8 protein-coding genes, 40 tRNA genes and 3 rRNA genes (1 of these 51 cut by a window edge) are annotated in these 15,129 nt (G+C 44.4%); 2 read left to right on the forward strand and 49 right to left on the reverse strand.

Annotated elements, in window-relative coordinates:
- Positions 1 to 351: 351 nt before the first annotated feature.
- From menB to MHH87_RS13360, 4 genes are read right to left on the reverse strand one after another with little or no spacing between them, the layout of a single operon-like run.
- Positions 352 to 1,170 carry a 1,4-dihydroxy-2-naphthoyl-CoA synthase gene (gene menB, locus MHH87_RS13345; protein ID WP_340749793.1) on the reverse strand — a complete coding sequence of 273 codons (819 nt, stop codon included), beginning with the start codon at positions 1,168 to 1,170 and terminating at the stop codon, positions 352 to 354.
- A 19-nt stretch (positions 1,171 to 1,189) separates the two neighbouring features.
- Positions 1,190 to 2,005 (reverse strand): 2-succinyl-6-hydroxy-2,4-cyclohexadiene-1-carboxylate synthase, encoded by an 816-nt coding sequence (gene menH / locus MHH87_RS13350; protein WP_340749794.1) that lies wholly within the window; start codon positions 2,003 to 2,005, stop codon positions 1,190 to 1,192.
- On the reverse strand, positions 1,987 to 3,720 hold the full coding sequence (menD, locus tag MHH87_RS13355; protein WP_340749795.1) for a 2-succinyl-5-enolpyruvyl-6-hydroxy-3-cyclohexene-1-carboxylic-acid synthase: 1,734 nt from the start codon (positions 3,718 to 3,720) through the stop codon (positions 1,987 to 1,989). The genes menH and menD overlap by 19 nt, the downstream gene beginning before the upstream one ends.
- Positions 3,713 to 5,098 carry an isochorismate synthase gene (locus MHH87_RS13360; RefSeq protein ID WP_340749796.1) on the reverse strand — a complete coding sequence of 462 codons (1,386 nt, stop codon included), beginning with the start codon at positions 5,096 to 5,098 and terminating at the stop codon, positions 3,713 to 3,715. Before MHH87_RS13360 ends, menD begins: the two co-directional genes overlap by 8 nt.
- 232 nt (positions 5,099 to 5,330) lie before the next feature.
- On the opposite strand from MHH87_RS13360, the gene MHH87_RS13365 reads away from it, so the two are divergent.
- Positions 5,331 to 6,254: a 1,4-dihydroxy-2-naphthoate polyprenyltransferase gene (locus MHH87_RS13365; protein ID WP_340749797.1), complete on the forward strand. Its 924-nt coding sequence runs from the start codon at positions 5,331 to 5,333 to the stop codon at positions 6,252 to 6,254.
- A gap of 74 nt (positions 6,255 to 6,328) precedes the next feature.
- Here the strand turns inward: MHH87_RS13365 and MHH87_RS13370 are convergent, their stop codons facing one another.
- The 22 genes from MHH87_RS13370 to rrf (MHH87_RS13475) form a co-directional block, all read right to left on the reverse strand.
- A complete protein-coding gene (locus MHH87_RS13370) occupies positions 6,329 to 7,090 on the reverse strand; it encodes a MerR family transcriptional regulator (protein ID WP_340749798.1) in 762 nt (253 codons plus the stop codon).
- Between the two features lie 93 nt (positions 7,091 to 7,183).
- Positions 7,184 to 7,255, reverse strand: a tRNA-Glu gene (locus MHH87_RS13375).
- A 9-nt stretch (positions 7,256 to 7,264) separates the two neighbouring features.
- Positions 7,265 to 7,355, reverse strand: a tRNA-Ser gene (locus tag MHH87_RS13380).
- 11 nt (positions 7,356 to 7,366) lie between these two features.
- Positions 7,367 to 7,442: transfer RNA gene (locus MHH87_RS13385), tRNA-Asn, on the reverse strand.
- Positions 7,443 to 7,451: 9 nt separating this feature from the next.
- Positions 7,452 to 7,528, reverse strand: a tRNA-Ile gene (locus MHH87_RS13390).
- Positions 7,529 to 7,534: 6 nt separating this feature from the next.
- Positions 7,535 to 7,608: transfer RNA gene (locus MHH87_RS13395), tRNA-Gly, on the reverse strand.
- Between the two features lie 3 nt (positions 7,609 to 7,611).
- Positions 7,612 to 7,687, reverse strand: a tRNA-Phe gene (locus MHH87_RS13400).
- 12 nt (positions 7,688 to 7,699) lie between these two features.
- Positions 7,700 to 7,775: transfer RNA gene (locus MHH87_RS13405), tRNA-Asp, on the reverse strand.
- A gap of 4 nt (positions 7,776 to 7,779) precedes the next feature.
- Positions 7,780 to 7,854: transfer RNA gene (locus MHH87_RS13410), tRNA-Met, on the reverse strand.
- A gap of 66 nt (positions 7,855 to 7,920) precedes the next feature.
- Positions 7,921 to 8,013 (reverse strand) — tRNA-Ser (locus MHH87_RS13415).
- Positions 8,014 to 8,031: 18 nt separating this feature from the next.
- Positions 8,032 to 8,105 (reverse strand) — tRNA-Ile (locus MHH87_RS13420).
- Between the two features lie 7 nt (positions 8,106 to 8,112).
- Positions 8,113 to 8,186: transfer RNA gene (locus tag MHH87_RS13425), tRNA-Met, on the reverse strand.
- A 23-nt stretch (positions 8,187 to 8,209) separates the two neighbouring features.
- A tRNA-Ala gene (locus tag MHH87_RS13430) sits at positions 8,210 to 8,285 on the reverse strand.
- A gap of 7 nt (positions 8,286 to 8,292) precedes the next feature.
- Positions 8,293 to 8,369: transfer RNA gene (locus MHH87_RS13435), tRNA-Pro, on the reverse strand.
- Between the two features lie 6 nt (positions 8,370 to 8,375).
- Positions 8,376 to 8,452: transfer RNA gene (locus MHH87_RS13440), tRNA-Arg, on the reverse strand.
- A gap of 24 nt (positions 8,453 to 8,476) precedes the next feature.
- Positions 8,477 to 8,565 (reverse strand) — tRNA-Leu (locus MHH87_RS13445).
- A gap of 6 nt (positions 8,566 to 8,571) precedes the next feature.
- A tRNA-Gly gene (locus tag MHH87_RS13450) sits at positions 8,572 to 8,646 on the reverse strand.
- Between the two features lie 43 nt (positions 8,647 to 8,689).
- Positions 8,690 to 8,774, reverse strand: a tRNA-Leu gene (locus tag MHH87_RS13455).
- Between the two features lie 18 nt (positions 8,775 to 8,792).
- Positions 8,793 to 8,868 (reverse strand) — tRNA-Lys (locus tag MHH87_RS13460).
- 6 nt (positions 8,869 to 8,874) lie between these two features.
- A tRNA-Thr gene (locus MHH87_RS13465) sits at positions 8,875 to 8,950 on the reverse strand.
- Between the two features lie 8 nt (positions 8,951 to 8,958).
- Positions 8,959 to 9,034 (reverse strand) — tRNA-Val (locus tag MHH87_RS13470).
- Positions 9,035 to 9,044: 10 nt separating this feature from the next.
- A 5S ribosomal RNA gene (gene rrf, locus MHH87_RS13475) occupies positions 9,045 to 9,160 on the reverse strand.
- Between the two features lie 1,376 nt (positions 9,161 to 10,536).
- Between rrf (MHH87_RS13475) and MHH87_RS13480 the strand changes: the two genes are divergently transcribed.
- Entirely contained in the window at positions 10,537 to 10,773 is a 237-nt protein-coding gene (locus MHH87_RS13480) for a hypothetical protein (RefSeq protein ID WP_340749799.1), read from the forward strand.
- A gap of 462 nt (positions 10,774 to 11,235) precedes the next feature.
- Here MHH87_RS13480 and tnpA read toward each other — a convergent pair whose 3' ends face one another.
- The 23 genes from tnpA to MHH87_RS13595 form a co-directional block, all read right to left on the reverse strand.
- Positions 11,236 to 11,739: an IS200/IS605 family transposase gene (gene tnpA / locus MHH87_RS13485; protein ID WP_340749800.1), complete on the reverse strand. Its 504-nt coding sequence runs from the start codon at positions 11,737 to 11,739 to the stop codon at positions 11,236 to 11,238.
- 172 nt (positions 11,740 to 11,911) lie between these two features.
- Positions 11,912 to 11,983 (reverse strand) — tRNA-Glu (locus MHH87_RS13490).
- 14 nt (positions 11,984 to 11,997) lie between these two features.
- Positions 11,998 to 12,088 (reverse strand) — tRNA-Ser (locus tag MHH87_RS13495).
- A gap of 11 nt (positions 12,089 to 12,099) precedes the next feature.
- Positions 12,100 to 12,174 (reverse strand) — tRNA-Asn (locus tag MHH87_RS13500).
- 9 nt (positions 12,175 to 12,183) lie between these two features.
- Positions 12,184 to 12,260: transfer RNA gene (locus MHH87_RS13505), tRNA-Ile, on the reverse strand.
- 9 nt (positions 12,261 to 12,269) lie between these two features.
- Positions 12,270 to 12,343: transfer RNA gene (locus MHH87_RS13510), tRNA-Gly, on the reverse strand.
- A 6-nt stretch (positions 12,344 to 12,349) separates the two neighbouring features.
- Positions 12,350 to 12,425: transfer RNA gene (locus tag MHH87_RS13515), tRNA-Phe, on the reverse strand.
- A gap of 12 nt (positions 12,426 to 12,437) precedes the next feature.
- Positions 12,438 to 12,513 (reverse strand) — tRNA-Asp (locus tag MHH87_RS13520).
- 4 nt (positions 12,514 to 12,517) lie between these two features.
- Positions 12,518 to 12,592 (reverse strand) — tRNA-Met (locus MHH87_RS13525).
- Positions 12,593 to 12,658: 66 nt separating this feature from the next.
- Positions 12,659 to 12,751, reverse strand: a tRNA-Ser gene (locus tag MHH87_RS13530).
- Between the two features lie 15 nt (positions 12,752 to 12,766).
- Positions 12,767 to 12,843: transfer RNA gene (locus MHH87_RS13535), tRNA-Ile, on the reverse strand.
- Positions 12,844 to 12,850: 7 nt separating this feature from the next.
- Positions 12,851 to 12,924 (reverse strand) — tRNA-Met (locus tag MHH87_RS13540).
- Between the two features lie 23 nt (positions 12,925 to 12,947).
- A tRNA-Ala gene (locus MHH87_RS13545) sits at positions 12,948 to 13,023 on the reverse strand.
- 7 nt (positions 13,024 to 13,030) lie between these two features.
- A tRNA-Pro gene (locus MHH87_RS13550) sits at positions 13,031 to 13,107 on the reverse strand.
- Positions 13,108 to 13,113: 6 nt separating this feature from the next.
- A tRNA-Arg gene (locus tag MHH87_RS13555) sits at positions 13,114 to 13,190 on the reverse strand.
- A gap of 24 nt (positions 13,191 to 13,214) precedes the next feature.
- Positions 13,215 to 13,303, reverse strand: a tRNA-Leu gene (locus MHH87_RS13560).
- 6 nt (positions 13,304 to 13,309) lie between these two features.
- Positions 13,310 to 13,384, reverse strand: a tRNA-Gly gene (locus MHH87_RS13565).
- A 43-nt stretch (positions 13,385 to 13,427) separates the two neighbouring features.
- A tRNA-Leu gene (locus MHH87_RS13570) sits at positions 13,428 to 13,512 on the reverse strand.
- Between the two features lie 18 nt (positions 13,513 to 13,530).
- Positions 13,531 to 13,606, reverse strand: a tRNA-Lys gene (locus tag MHH87_RS13575).
- Positions 13,607 to 13,612: 6 nt separating this feature from the next.
- Positions 13,613 to 13,688: transfer RNA gene (locus MHH87_RS13580), tRNA-Thr, on the reverse strand.
- Positions 13,689 to 13,696: 8 nt separating this feature from the next.
- Positions 13,697 to 13,772 (reverse strand) — tRNA-Val (locus tag MHH87_RS13585).
- Positions 13,773 to 13,782: 10 nt separating this feature from the next.
- Positions 13,783 to 13,898: ribosomal RNA gene (rrf, locus tag MHH87_RS13590) — 5S ribosomal RNA — on the reverse strand.
- Positions 13,899 to 13,985: 87 nt separating this feature from the next.
- A 23S ribosomal RNA gene (locus MHH87_RS13595) occupies positions 13,986 to 15,129 on the reverse strand; it runs 1,786 nt beyond the window's last position.

Genomic DNA, 15,129 nt, shown 5'->3' on the forward strand with positions numbered 1-15,129 from the left:
ACTCAACAGAAGTAATATGAAAATTTCACCATAACCAAATTGATAAACTAGTTGGAATATTATTACCTAAAAGTAATATATAAGTCATAGTTCTTATTTTACACTACCCAGTTCACGTGTAGCTGTTGGTAAAAAACCGGAATAAAAAACTGTCCAATTCGTAAGCTCTTACGAATTGGACAGCGCTAGTCGGGGATAAACGAACGCGCTCCGCTTTTCTTTAAATTGTCTAGCTTCGCGCGTTATCCCCTCGGGGTCGTTTCGGTCTTTCACAAAAGGCAAAGGGCGCCTTTCGTTCAAGCCCTCCAACGCCTGTCGGGGATAAACGAACGCACTCCGCTTTTCTTTAAATCAAGGGAATCTTGGGAATTGGCCGAAGTCTGGTTGGCGTTTTTCTTTGAATGCGTCACGGCCTTCTTTTGCTTCATCAGTTGTGTAATAAAGAAGTGTCGCGTCACCCGCCATTTGTTGAAGACCTGCTAAGCCGTCTGTATCTGCGTTCATTGCTGCTTTTAGGAAGCGTAATGCAGTTGGAGACATTTGCAGCATTTCTTCACACCATTGAACTGTTTCGTTTTCAAGCTGTGCGTAAGGTACCACCGTGTTAACTAAGCCCATATCAAGTGCTTGCTGTGCATCATATTGACGACAAAGGAACCAAATTTCACGTGCCTTTTTATGTCCGATTATACGTGCTAGGTAACCTGAGCCGTAGCCAGCGTCGAATGAACCAACTTTTGGTCCAGTTTGGCCGAAGCGAGCGTTGTCAGCTGCAATTGTTAAATCACATACAACGTGTAATACATGGCCACCACCGATTGCATAGCCTGCAACCATGGCAACAACTGGTTTAGGAATAACGCGGATTAAGCGTTGTAAGTCTAATACATTTAGGCGTGGGATTTCGTCGTCCCCTACATAACCGCCATGGCCGCGCACTTTTTGATCGCCACCTGAACAGAATGCATGCTCCCCTTCACCTGTTAAAATAATTGCACCGATATTTTTGTCATCACGCGCACGAGAAAATGCGTCGATCATTTCCGTTACCGTTTTTGGACGGAATGCATTACGCACTTCTGGACGGTTGATCGTAATTTTACCGATTCCGTTATAGAACTCATACTTAATATCTTCATATGTATGAAGAGAAGTCCATTGACGTGTCATTTTATTTCCCCCTAAATTGTTATTGGATTAACGATTCCTTTACTATTGTAGCAAACTGAGCAGGATTTTCCACATGAATTGCGTGTCCTACCTCATTTACAGAAATATGTGAACCTTGTTTGAGCTGTACTACCATTTTTTGTGCTAGCTGCTCAAATTTAAAATCGAGCGAGCCCGTAATTAGTAACACTGGCATCGACAATTCAGCTAGCTGATGCCATAGTGCCGGCATGATTCCTGTGCCCATGCCGCGTAAGCTATTTGCTAAGCCGATTTCTCGTTGTGCCAGACGTTCTTTACGTATTTCCTGCTTTACGTCTTCAGGAAGGCTCTTTTGAGAGGCGAATAACGGGATGTTTTCCCATTTCTCTACAAACGAAACGATGCCATTTGCGATGATGTTGTCAGCAAGTACTTCATCTGTAAGCTTACGTGTCGCGCGTTCTTTCAAGGATGCAAGTCCAGGTGAAGCACTTTCAAGAATCAGCTGCTCGATGCGCTGCGGATAGCATGCTGCATAAGACAAGGCAACACGCCCACCCATAGAATAGCCGAGCAATGTAAAACGCTCTAGTTCTAACTTCGCGAATAATTCTTCTAACAGTTGCACTTGTGCTACCACTGAATAGGGTTCTAACTGTTCTGGTGCTGCTGTCATTCCATGGCCAATCAAATCAATTGTAATGACACGCACTGCTACTGGCAAATGCTCTATTACATGTTGCCATGTTTTTGTGCTACCAGTAAAGCCATGTAGTAGGACAAGTATTTGCTCGCCTTCGCAATTGTACTGCTCAACATTTACATCTAGGCCATTTATAGTGACATTAACCATTGATCTAACCCCTCATGGATTCGCTTCCATAATGCACGGTGCTCCACGACGTTTTCCTCACGAATAGTAAAGGCCTCAATAATACGAACTGGATTTATTGCTTGCGTTTGAATTGCGGCTGTAAATTCTTCTACATTTGTTGCTTTAACATAGTCGAAATCATACATTTGCGCCACATGCTCGAACGTTAATGCAGTCGGCGTACCGAATAATTGTTCATAATGTTCATCTACTGTTGACTGTGGTAAGTAAGAGAAGATCCCGCCACCATCATTATTCATAACAATTACCGTTAAATCACACGACTGATAACGCGTAGCAATAAAGGCATTAACATCGTGTAAAAATGCTAAATCACCAATGAGTAAATGGGTTTTTCGATTTGGGCGTCCTTGACTAAAGCCAAATGCTGTCGACATAACCCCGTCAATTCCATTTGCCCCGCGGTTTGCGAAAATTTGCAGATCCGCTCTTCCAGTCATTAAAAATGTATCAATATCACGAATTGGCATACTGCTGCTCACAAAAACATCCGATCCTTCAGGAAGTTGTTCAAGCATCGCGCTTACCATGGCGCCTTCATCAACTGAATGCTCCCGGTAACTTTTAATACTAGCTATTGCAACATGTTCTGCTTGCTTCCAAAAGCCTGCATACGCCGTTTCTGTTTGCCAGTTTTGTATATTTATTTCAGTGAGCCATTCCCCTAAGTTCGCATGAATGAAATGCGTTGACCTATTCGTAGAGTCACGGAACATCGGATCTTCATCAACGACGACATAATTTTTCGGCATTGACTGCGTAATAAACTGTGTTAAAAATTTCGATACCGGTTGCGCGCCAAACCGAATTATTGTATCTGGTGTCACATTGCGTTTAAAACGCTCGTGCTTTAACAACGCATCATATGTAGAAATCACATATTGCTCGCAATCCACAGGCACTTCAGTACGCATGTTTGATAAGCTTTCAAGCACAACTGGCCATTTGCACTTACGAACAAATTCCCATACATGCGATGTATCGGCTCCAAGTGCAAGCTCACCGACAATAATAATTCCAGTTTTCGTTTCCGCAATTACTTGCTGCAGCTCTTGAATCGCAGCTTTTGATGGGGTTAATTGGCTCATAAAGCTTTTTTGGAAAATCGCAGCTGGCAGTTGCTCCTGAAAATCAATCAGTAGCGGCTCACGGAATGGAATGTTTAAATGAACTGGTCCAAATGGTGCCGCAGTTGCAATATTCACCGCACGTGCCGTATGACGTTCGATAAATGGTAATGTTTGCGGCGCCTCATCAGGAATCGGAAACTCTGCTGACCATTTCACACTTTCTCCGTATAAACGGACTTGATTAATCGCCTGTGGTGCCCCTACTTCACGTAATTCATGCGGACGGTCTGCTGTTAATACGATTAATGGCACTCGTGCATATTTCGCTTCAACAATTGCTGGGAAGTAGTTTGCCGCGGCAGTACCTGATGTACAAAGTAAAACTACTGGTTTTGCTGACGCCTTTGCTAATCCTAGCGCAAAAAAGGCCGCTGAACGTTCATCAACTTGACGATAAACGTTTAACGCTTTCGTTGATGCGAAGGCATAAGCAAGCGGTGTAGAACGTGATCCCGGACTGATTACTACATCCTCCACACCATTTTGCATTAATGACGCAACAATTTTATACACATAATTCGTTAATACTTCACGATTACTCATATAATTGTCCTCCTAAAGCACGCAGCATTGGACGGAATTTTACGAGCGTTTCCTCATACTCCAAAATCGGTTCAGAATCTGCTACAATCCCGCCTCCTGCATATAAATACGCATTGTTTTCAATAAGCGCTGCTGAACGAATGGCTACTGCAAATTCACCATTGCCGTCCGCGTCTAACCAGCCAATTGGTGCTGCATAAAGTCCGCGGTTCATTGGCTCATACTGACGAATAATTTCCATCGCTTCCTTACGAGGAACGCCTCCTAAAGCAGGTGTCGGGTGAAGATGCTTTACAAGCTGTAAAATTGTTGCCTCACGAGCTAGCGTTCCTTCTACCGGTGTATATAAATGTTGAATATCACGGATTTTTAGTAACTTCGGCTGCTTTGGTAATTTTACTTCTGTACAGTTTTTATCAAACGTCTGCGAAATCATTTCAACAACATAATGATGCTCACCGCGATTTTTCGTATCATTTAATAAGCTTTGTCCTAACGCTTCGTCCTCTTCAGCTGTTTTACCTCGCTTAATTGAGCCCGCAACACAAGAAGAAAAGGCCTTTCCATTATCCACCTTCACTAAACGCTCTGGGGACGCACCGAAAAACAACATACTCCCATGCTCTAAGCCGAATAAATAGCTTTCTGGTTGCTCATGTACAACATGCGATAATATTTGCGGCGAAGTAACGGCTTCTTTAAACTGCAACGCCAATGAACGTGCAATAACCACCTTTTGCGCCTGCTGATTTTTAATAAGCGACGTCACTTTACCAATTGAAGCTAAATATGCCTCTTTATATGGCTCCTCATAGCTTGTCATTTCTGGCTTCGAATATGTCTTCAGTTCTTTGACTTGTGCAGCATGAATTAAATGATCGCGCTCTTTACGTAACGCATCAAAGGTTTTGGCACTGTCTGGCTTGTCTGTGATTAAATTAATACTCACATATGCCTTATCATTACGCAGTACAAGCTGATGAGTTGCTACAGCGAAGTAGCTTTGCGGGAAGTTTGCCCACTCACCCTTCACCTCATTTTGCGGATCAAATGTAAAGCCCCCGAATAAAATCGGCTGTAAGTCTTGTTCTTCTTGCACAATATTTTTCGTTAGTTGCTTCCATTCTTGTTCAACCGCATCAAAACGGCTTTGATTTTGATCGTTTTGGATGACATATGCGTGCCCTAAACCAACTAACGTAAATGTTTTCTCGCGATTTTGCCAATAAAATCGTTGGCCTTTATAGTGTGTTTCTCCCGCCGCAAAAAATGCTAGCGCAGATAATCGACTTACCTCAATTGTTTCCATATAAAAATGCTGTTTTGAGTTCAAAGAGCCCACCTTCACTTCAGTGGTATTATACCCCTTGTAATGCATGAAAATTCCCTCCGTCGTTTGCAATTTCGACTCGTCACAAAACTAGCAGAAAACAAGTCTCCTGCCAGTGTAAACTGCTCTATAAATTGCCTATCGTCCTCTATTCAATATCTATACTATCATACCATTTTTACAACTACCATTGTATGGTTAAGCAACTCCCCTATCCATTTCGTTGATATTCATATAAAATGAATAAGATATTGTTTTTTTGAAGGAGAGAAATTATTTTATGACTAAAGTCATCGAAGCGGATACTAGCTTTAAAGTATGGTGGCATTTAACACGACCACACACATTAACAGCTTCATTCGTTCCCGTATTTTTAGGAACTGCCATCGCTGCAGCTATTGCTGAGCACGACATCAATATCATGCTATTTTTCGCTATGTTAATTGCAAGTATGCTTATTCAAGCAGCGACGAATATGTTCAATGAATATTATGATTACAAGCTCGGGTTAGATAATGAAAACTCTGTCGGCATCGGCGGGACAATCGTTCGTCACGGGGTTGCACCGAAAACGATACTGTTGATTGCACTAAGCTTTTACGCTATTGCGATGTTACTTGGTATTTACATTTGCGCAAGCTCTTCTTGGTGGTTAGTCGCTGTTGGGCTAGTATGTATGGTAATTGGCTATTTATATACAGGCGGTCCTTATCCAATTGCGTACTCACCGTATGGGGAATTTGTGTCTGGTGCAGTAATGGGGATGGGAATCGTACTTATTTCATTCTTTATTCAAACAGGTACAGTAAGCTTGGATGCTGTATTCATCTCAGTACCTAGCATGATCTTAGTTGGAGCAATTATGCTATCTAATAATATTCGTGATATTGTAGGAGACAAAGACGGCGGTCGTAAAACAATGGCCATTTTAGTCGGACGCCACAATGCGATTACAGTGCTTGCTACGTTTTTCATCGTTTCTTATGTGTGGATTATCGTATTAATTATTTTTAACGATTTATCTCCGTGGGCACTTCTTATTTTCTTAAGCATAAAAAAACCAATCGCAGCGATTCAATTATTCCGTACGAAAGAAGCGCCACTAGAAGTCATGCCAGCGATGAAGTCTACTGCTCAAACAAATACATTTTTCGGCTTCCTTTTAGGTGTCGGCATACTGATTCAACATTTCTTTTTTGCATAAAACAAGCGCATCGTCGAATTTGGCGATGCGCTTGTTTTTATTTACGTTAAACAATATTTATACGTGTCGAATATTTAATTTGTTGTATAGTTTTCAATTGCATCATGTAAAAACTGCGTAGCCCCTGTACCAACTCGCCCATCATAGTACGCAATAAATCGTTCATCTAGCACATACATTTGCGCCAAACCATTATGTGCTGCCTTTGTATATTTTGGCCAGTAAAAGCTTAACCACCTTTTATGGAGCTCCGCCACCTCAAAAGCAACTTCACTTCGGGGATCACCTACATCCATCGCTTCTTTTAAGCGCTCGAATAACATCTCTTCTAATTGATTAACTGCTTTATATTGTTCTTCTGTTAGTTCTTTTAGTTTACCATAAGAGGCTAAAACAGCTTCTTCCCCGTGGCGTTCACGGATTTCCTTACCATATTGCTGCTCATTTTTTTCAATCAGTTTCGTTTTAAATACATTAAACTTCTCTTCGTTTGTCATATCTTTACCCTCCTCTATTGATTGTAATGTTTTTGTCACCGTCTCAATCATTCGATCTACATAATCTCTTTTAGCGATTAAAAGTTCACGTTGCTCATGAAGTGCGGTCTTTATAGTAAAGGCTGGCGATTGAAGTATTTCTTTAATTTTCTGTAATGGAAAACCTAATTCCCTATAAAATAAAATTTGTTGCAATAAATTCACTTCAGCCTCTGTATACTCGCGGTAACCATTGTCATGAACGCGCGCTGGCCGTAGCAAGCCGATTTCATCATAATAACGTAATGTACGGTGACTGACTCCTGAAACTTTCACTAGTTCATTGATGAACAACTTCATCACCTCCCTATGAATACTATAAACAATGACGTAACGTCAAAGTCAAGCAAAAAAAAAAGATTGAGATGATTTAATCATCTCAATCTTTTAATATGACCCGTACGGGATTCGAACCCGTGTTACCGCCGTGAAAGGGCGGTGTCTTAACCGCTTGACCAACGGGCCAAAATTCTATGGCGGAGAAGGAGGGATTCGAACCCTCGCACCGCTTACGCGATCTACACCCTTAGCAGGGGCGCCCCTTGAGCCACTTGGGTACTTCCCCATAGAATAAATTGGCTCCGAAGGCAGGACTCGAACCTGCGACCTGCCGGTTAACAGCCGGATGCTCTACCAACTGAGCTACTTCGGAATAATGAAATGGTGGGCCTAAATGGACTCGAACCATCGACCTCACGCTTATCAGGCGTGCGCTCTAACCAACTGAGCTATAGGCCCTTAAAGTGGAGCGGGTGAAGAGAATCGAACTCTCATCATCAGCTTGGAAGGCTGAGGTTTTACCACTAAACTACACCCGCAAATGGTGGGTCAGGACGGAATCGAACCGCCGACACTTAGAGCTTCAATCTAATGCTCTACCAACTGAGCTACTGACCCACAATTTATAAATGGCGGTCCCGACCGGGATCGAACCGGCGATCTCCTGCGTGACAGGCAGGCATGTTAACCGCTACACCACGGGACCATTTTGGTTGCGGGGGCCGGATTTGAACCGACGACCTTCGGGTTATGAGCCCGACGAGCTACCACTGCTCCACCCCGCGACAATAAATATTAACTTAACATTATATAGTTTGAGTTTTAAAGAAATCATTTAATATAATTAAAGATGGAGGAGGTAGAGGGATTCGAACCCCCGCGCGGTTTAACCCGCCTGTTAGTTTTCAAGACTAATCCCTTCAGCCAGACTTGGGTATACCTCCAAAGTTATATATAAATGATGGACCTTACAGGACTCGAACCTGTGACCGGACGGTTATGAGCCGTCTGCTCTAACCAACTGAGCTAAAGGTCCTTTAAGATGGCGGCAGAGGGAGTCGAACCCACGACCTTTCGGGTATGAACCGAGTGCTCTAGCCAACTGAGCTACACCGCCAGGATCTTTATAATGGTTAAAAATGGTGGAGCCTAGCGGGATCGAACCGCTGACCTCCTGCGTGCAAGGCAGGCGCTCTCCCAGCTGAGCTAAGGCCCCAAAATAATGGTCGGAATGACAGGATTCGAACCTACGACCCCTTGGTCCCAAACCAAGTGCTCTACCAAGCTGAGCTACATTCCGTCTATATGGCGCGCCCGGCAGGAGTCGAACCCACAACCTTCTGATCCGTAGTCAGACGCTCTATCCAATTGAGCTACGGGCGCTATTATTTGTTATTAAAAAATAAATGGTGCCGAGGGCCGGAATCGAACCGGCACGGTGATCACTCACCGCAGGATTTTAAGTCCTGTGCGTCTGCCAGTTCCGCCACCCCGGCACATGTTGGAGCGGAAGACGAGGTTCGAACTCGCGACCCCCACCTTGGCAAGGTGGTGTTCTACCACTGAACTACTTCCGCATGTGCATAAGAATTTATTACTCTGACAGTATATGAAATTAAATGGTGCGGGTGAAGGGAGTCGAACCCCCACGCCTTGCGGCGCTAGATCCTAAGTCTAGTGCGTCTGCCAGTTCCGCCACACCCGCAGCAGACAAATATGAAAATGGTGAGCCATGAAGGACTCGAACCTTCGACCCTCTGATTAAAAGTCAGATGCTCTACCAACTGAGCTAATGGCTCTCTAAATGGTGCCGGCGAAAGGAGTCGAACCCTCGACCTACTGATTACAAGTCAGTTGCTCTACCAACTGAGCTACACCGGCATTTAGAATGGTGGAGGATGACGGGCTCGAACCGCCGACCCCCTGCTTGTAAGGCAGGTGCTCTCCCAGCTGAGCTAATCCTCCTGGGTATAATGCCTAGCGACGTCCTACTCTTGCAGGGGGAAGCCCCCAACTACCATCGGCGCTAAAGAGCTTAACTTCCGTGTTCGGTATGGGAACGGGTGTGACCTCTTTGCCATCATCACTAGACTTGCACATGAAGTGCTAATTTTGTCGTTACAACATGGATATCGTAAACTTTTACGAAGTTTGTTTATATGACTTCTGTGTTAGCAGAAGTTCGTTTGTTGCTGTCCCTTAAGACAAGATTTAGTATATAACGGATTTCAATCTTATGCAACACTTTTTTATAAAAAAGTAATTCGGTGTATTTTTCTAGCTAAATTTGGTATGTAAGAGAAATTGTACACCCATTGATCATTATATCAATTCTACTTTCAAAATCAAACCTTAATTCAAAAATAGAAAAAAATAGGGTGTAGTATCTCATATATATCCCTCCTCACTACCTAAAATTTCATTCATAGCTTTTGTAAAACCTCAATTTAATAATTTGTTTGCTCTACTGTTGCTGATGATCCAAAAAATTGACAAAAGCATTACACATAATCTGCATGTGTAGTAATAATTTACTTTCCCATCTTTGACGAAAATACTAAGGATAAAATGGCTAATAAATTCCCTTCCGTGCCGCTACCTATGAAAATAAGTTCGTCCTCCGATAGGTCGAACTTATTCACAATGACCTTTCTAGCTTTTTTAATGTAATAATCGGCTTATCCAACTGCACCATTTAAACTCGCGCAATTTTATGTATTCTCTTCCCCACCTCAATATAACTATTCAGCGCTGCGTTACTCATTGGGGACGTAGCAAACTATTACCGTTCGTCCTAAACCCATAATAGGCTCAAATCTGGCACTACTATCAAAACTGCAACTATAGCACAATATGATGCATACACTTCGTATTCTTCTCGATGAATAGCGTATAGGGAAATGCCTTCAAGTACTCACCACATTACATGAGCATTAATACTATTATTTAGATGGACTAAAACAATCAACAGGTAGCATTTACGCGAAAAGCTTCGCCTAGAATACATAGTCACTCTGAAAAAAAGATGCCCAACCGAACGAGAGCACTGAAAAACCCTTAAACAGTATTTTTCACCGTATTTTTATACTTCTTCAATATTTTATCCAAAAAGCATAGGTGCGGCGACGCGAGACTTCTGCACGGGAAGCAGTACAGGTGAGACCCTGTAGGAGGGTCTCCAACGCCCGCAAAAAAGCGTGTACCGTGGCACCAATGACCTATCACTATTTAGCCTATATTTAGTGGAGTTTTCAGTAGAAATCCACTTTTTCAGTGCCCTCAGCCGAACTGGGCACAGCAATCGCTAATTTTTGAACACGGACAAATACAACCTACCCGTCAACCCGGCACGTTGTAGAAATAACAGTGGTACAAAGACTAAAGTTGGTCATACACATAAAACGACAACCGGGCTACGGATGCTCGATATACATGCTGTGTGAACTAGAGGCGCTTATATTATCGAAGTGGACGGTATTGACTGCATCATGCTAAAAGACAACCATCTCGCCTTTTCTGGAAGTATTACAGAAGCCGTAAAAACTACTTGTAGTAACATTGGTCATACTGTAAAAATTGAAATGAAAAATCAACTTTGCGAAGTCTTAGTAGCCTGTGAAATGATTATTACCATTTATCTACCTCACACCGAAAGAGATGGCAGCTTGGAACAAGATGCTGCAAACATCCAATTCCTCTTATAAAAAGGTCACTGCTCGGTAAATGAAGGCTTCAAACCATACCTTGTAAAGTAAATACGTAAAACTAACCCGCAATGCGCGTACTTTGTACACCCTGAATGTAGCCGAGATGTTGTTGTAGCTTCAGATGATACGAGATTGACGAAATAGAATATAGATGTCTTTCATGGTGCACCACTCTACTCTCAATGAACAATAAGTAAAGAAAGGAATCTTGTCCACTTAATCAGTAAAAAAATCCTCAAAATAATACTTGCTTCATTATTCTTAGTTATCCAATAATCAAAACCACCAGTATAACTGCTGGTTTGCTCTACGCGTGAAACGCTGGGGTACTGGCTCATGTCTAAAGACATTCTGAAAGGTCCCCCAACTGCACTCCGTTTCCTCACAGACCGCTAAAGCGGCTTATTTTAGTAGATAAGAAAGGATAACTTTCATATCTACATAAGTAAGGACAGCATCTCACCCTATATTGGGTGAGATGTGTCTTTCTAATCTTTTCTTTCTTTTGATTTCTTCTCCTGTGAATGGGTCAATGAATTCTTTCATTGTCATTTGATCTTCCAGGATATCTTCTTGTAATTGGTTTTTAATGTACTCTTGAATTACTTTTCGATTTCGTCCTACTGTGTCGACATAATATCCTCGACACCAAAATTTACGATTTCCATATCGATCGTTCAAATTCGCATGTCGATCGAAAATCATGAGACTACTTTTCCCTTTTAAATACCCACCAAATGCCGATACGCTTAACTTCAGTGGGATACTGACTAACAGATGAATATGATCTGGACATGCCGTTGCTTCAATAATTTCTACACCTTTTCTTTCACATAGTTGGCGTAGTATACGACCTATGTCCGCTTTTATTTGACCATAAATAATTTGTCTTCTGTACTTTGATGCGAAGACGATGTGATACTTACAATTCCATGTTGTATGTGCTAAACTTTTATTATCCATTTTGGGTACTCCTTTCGTACGAAGTCAGTTGACTAGACCTGACTTTATTGTACGACTGGAGTTTTTTTTTTGTCCATAGCTAAAAGCTTTTTGGAACCCCCGGCATAGCAGGGGGGTTTCAAAACATACAAAAAAAAGATTGAGATGATTTAATCATCTCAATCTTTTAGTATGACCCGTACGGGATTCGAACCCGTGTTACCGCCGTGAAAGGGCGGTGTCTTAACCGCTTGACCAACGGGCCTAAAAACATACTTATGGCGGAGAAGGAGGGATTCGAACCCTCGCACCGCGTTAGCGATCTACACCCTTAGCAGGGGCGCCTCTTGAGCCACTTGAGTACTTCCCCAAAATAAAAAATGGCTCCGAAGGTAGGACTCGAACCTACGACCGTCCGGTTAACAGCCGGATGCTCTACCACTGAGCTACTTCGGAACAATGACATGGTGGGCCTAAATGGACTCGAACCATCGACCTCACGCTTATCAGGCGTGCGCTCTAACCAGCTGAGCTATAGGCCCATTCAAAAATGGAGCGGGTGAAGAGAATCGAACTCTCATCATCAGCTTGGAAGGCTGAGGTTTTACCACTAAACTACACCCGCAAAAAATGGTGGGTCAGGACGGAATCGAACCGCCGACACTTAGAGCTTCAATCTAATGCTCTACCAACTGAGCTACTGACCCATAATTTAAAAATGGCGGTCCCGACCGGGATCGAACCGGCGATCTCCTGCGTGACAGGCAGGCATGTTAACCGCTACACCACGGGACCATTTTGGTTGCGGGGGCCGGATTTGAACCGACGACCTTCGGGTTATGAGCCCGACGAGCTACCACTGCTCCACCCCGCGACAATAATAATTAATTTAATAAAATGTAGATTGAGTTTTAAAGGCACCATTTAATTTGATTAAAAATGGAGGAGGTAGAGGGATTCGAACCCCCGCGCGGTTTAACCCGCCTGTTAGTTTTCAAGACTAATCCCTTCAGCCGGACTTGGGTATACCTCCATGGCTGTATTTAAATGGTGGACCTTACAGGACTCGAACCTGTGACCGGACGGTTATGAGCCGTCTGCTCTAACCAACTGAGCTAAAGGTCCTTTAAGATGGCGGCAGAGGGAGTCGAACCCACGACCTTTCGGGTATGAACCGAGTGCTCTAGCCAACTGAGCTACACCGCCAGGATCTTTATAATGGTTAAAAATGGTGGAGCCTAGCGGGATCGAACCGCTGACCTCCTGCGTGCAAGGCAGGCGCTCTCCCAGCTGAGCTAAGGCCCCAAAATAATGGTCGGAATGACAGGATTCGAACCTACGACCCCTTGGTCCCAAACCAAGTGCTCTACCAAGCTGAGCTACATTCCGTCTATATGGCGCGCCCGGCAGGAGTCGAACCCACAACCTTCTGATCCGTAGTCAGACGCTCTATCCAATTGAGCTACGGGCGCTATTATTTGTTATTAAAAAATAAATGGTGCCGAGGGCCGGAATCGAACCGGCACGGTGATCACTCACCGCAGGATTTTAAGTCCTGTGCGTCTGCCAGTTCCGCCACCCCGGCACATGTTGGAGCGGAAGACGAGGTTCGAACTCGCGACCCCCACCTTGGCAAGGTGGTGTTCTACCACTGAACTACTTCCGCATGTGCATAAGAATTTTTTATTCTGACAGTATATGAAATTAAATGGTGCGGGTGAAGGGAGTCGAACCCCCACGCCTTGCGGCGCTAGATCCTAAGTCTAGTGCGTCTGCCAGTTCCGCCACACCCGCAGCAGACAAATATGAAAATGGTGAGCCATGAAGGACTCGAACCTTCGACCCTCTGATTAAAAGTCAGATGCTCTACCAACTGAGCTAATGGCTCTCTAAATGGTGCCGGCGAAAGGAGTCGAACCCTCGACCTACTGATTACAAGTCAGTTGCTCTACCAACTGAGCTACACCGGCATTTAGAATGGTGGAGGATGACGGGCTCGAACCGCCGACCCCCTGCTTGTAAGGCAGGTGCTCTCCCAGCTGAGCTAATCCTCCTGGGTATAATGCCTAGCGACGTCCTACTCTTGCAGGGGGAAGCCCCCAACTACCATCGGCGCTAAAGAGCTTAACTTCCGTGTTCGGTATGGGAACGGGTGTGACCTCTTTGCCATCATCACTAGACTTGCACATGGATGTGCTTTTGTTGAAAGATTGTTCTTTCAAAACTGGATAAACGGTTCATTGAAAGTTGAAATATTCGGTAATAATGTGGTTAAGTCCTCGATCGATTAGTATTCGTCAGCTCCATGTGTCGCCACACTTCCACCTCGAACCTATCTACCTCATCGTCTTTGAGGGATCTTACTTACTTGCGTAATGGGAAATCTCATCTTGAGGGGGGCTTCATGCTTAGATGCTTTCAGCACTTATCCCGTCCATACATAGCTACCCAGCGATGCCTTTGGCAAGACAACTGGTACACCAGCGGTATGTCCATCCCGGTCCTCTCGTACTAAGGACAGCTCCTCTCAAATTTCCTACGCCCACGACGGATAGGGACCGAACTGTCTCACGACGTTCTGAACCCAGCTCGCGTACCGCTTTAATGGGCGAACAGCCCAACCCTTGGGACCGACTACAGCCCCAGGATGCGATGAGCCGACATCGAGGTGCCAAACCTCCCCGTCGATGTGGACTCTTGGGGGAGATAAGCCTGTTATCCCCGGGGTAGCTTTTATCCGTTGAGCGATGGCCCTTCCATGCGGAACCACCGGATCACTAAGCCCGTCTTTCGACCCTGCTCGACTTGTAGGTCTCGCAGTCAAGCTCCCTTATGCCTTTACACTCTACGAATGATTTCCAACCATTCTGAGGGAACCTTTGGGCGCCTCCGTTACTCTTTAGGAGGCGACCGCCCCAGTCAAACTGTCCGCCTGACACTGTCTCCTACCCCGCTAAGGGGCATGGGTTAGAAGTTCAATACAACCAGGGTAGTATCCCACCGACGCCTCCTCCGAAGCTGGCGCTCCGGGATCTCTGGCTCCTACCTATCCTGTACAAGTTGTACCAAAATTCAATATCAGGCTACAGTAAAGCTCCACGGGGTCTTTCCGTCCTGTCGCGGGTAACCTGCATCTTCACAGGTACTATAATTTCACCGAGTCTCTCGTTGAGACAGTGCCCAGATCGTTACGCCTTTCGTGCGGGTCGGAACTTACCCGACAAGGAATTTCGCTACCTTAGGACCGTTATAGTTACGGCCGCCGTTTACTGGGGCTTCAATTCGCAGCTTCGCTTGCGCTAACCACTCCTCTTAACCTTCCAGCACCGGGCAGGCGTCAGCCCCTATACGTCACCTTACGGTTTTGCAGAGACCTGTGTTTTTGCTAAACAGTCGCCTGGGCCTATTCAC

Origin of the sequence: Solibacillus sp. FSL H8-0538 (assembly GCF_038003525.1) — a bacterium.
Classification (GTDB): Bacteria; Bacillota; Bacilli; order Bacillales_A; family Planococcaceae; genus JBBOPI01.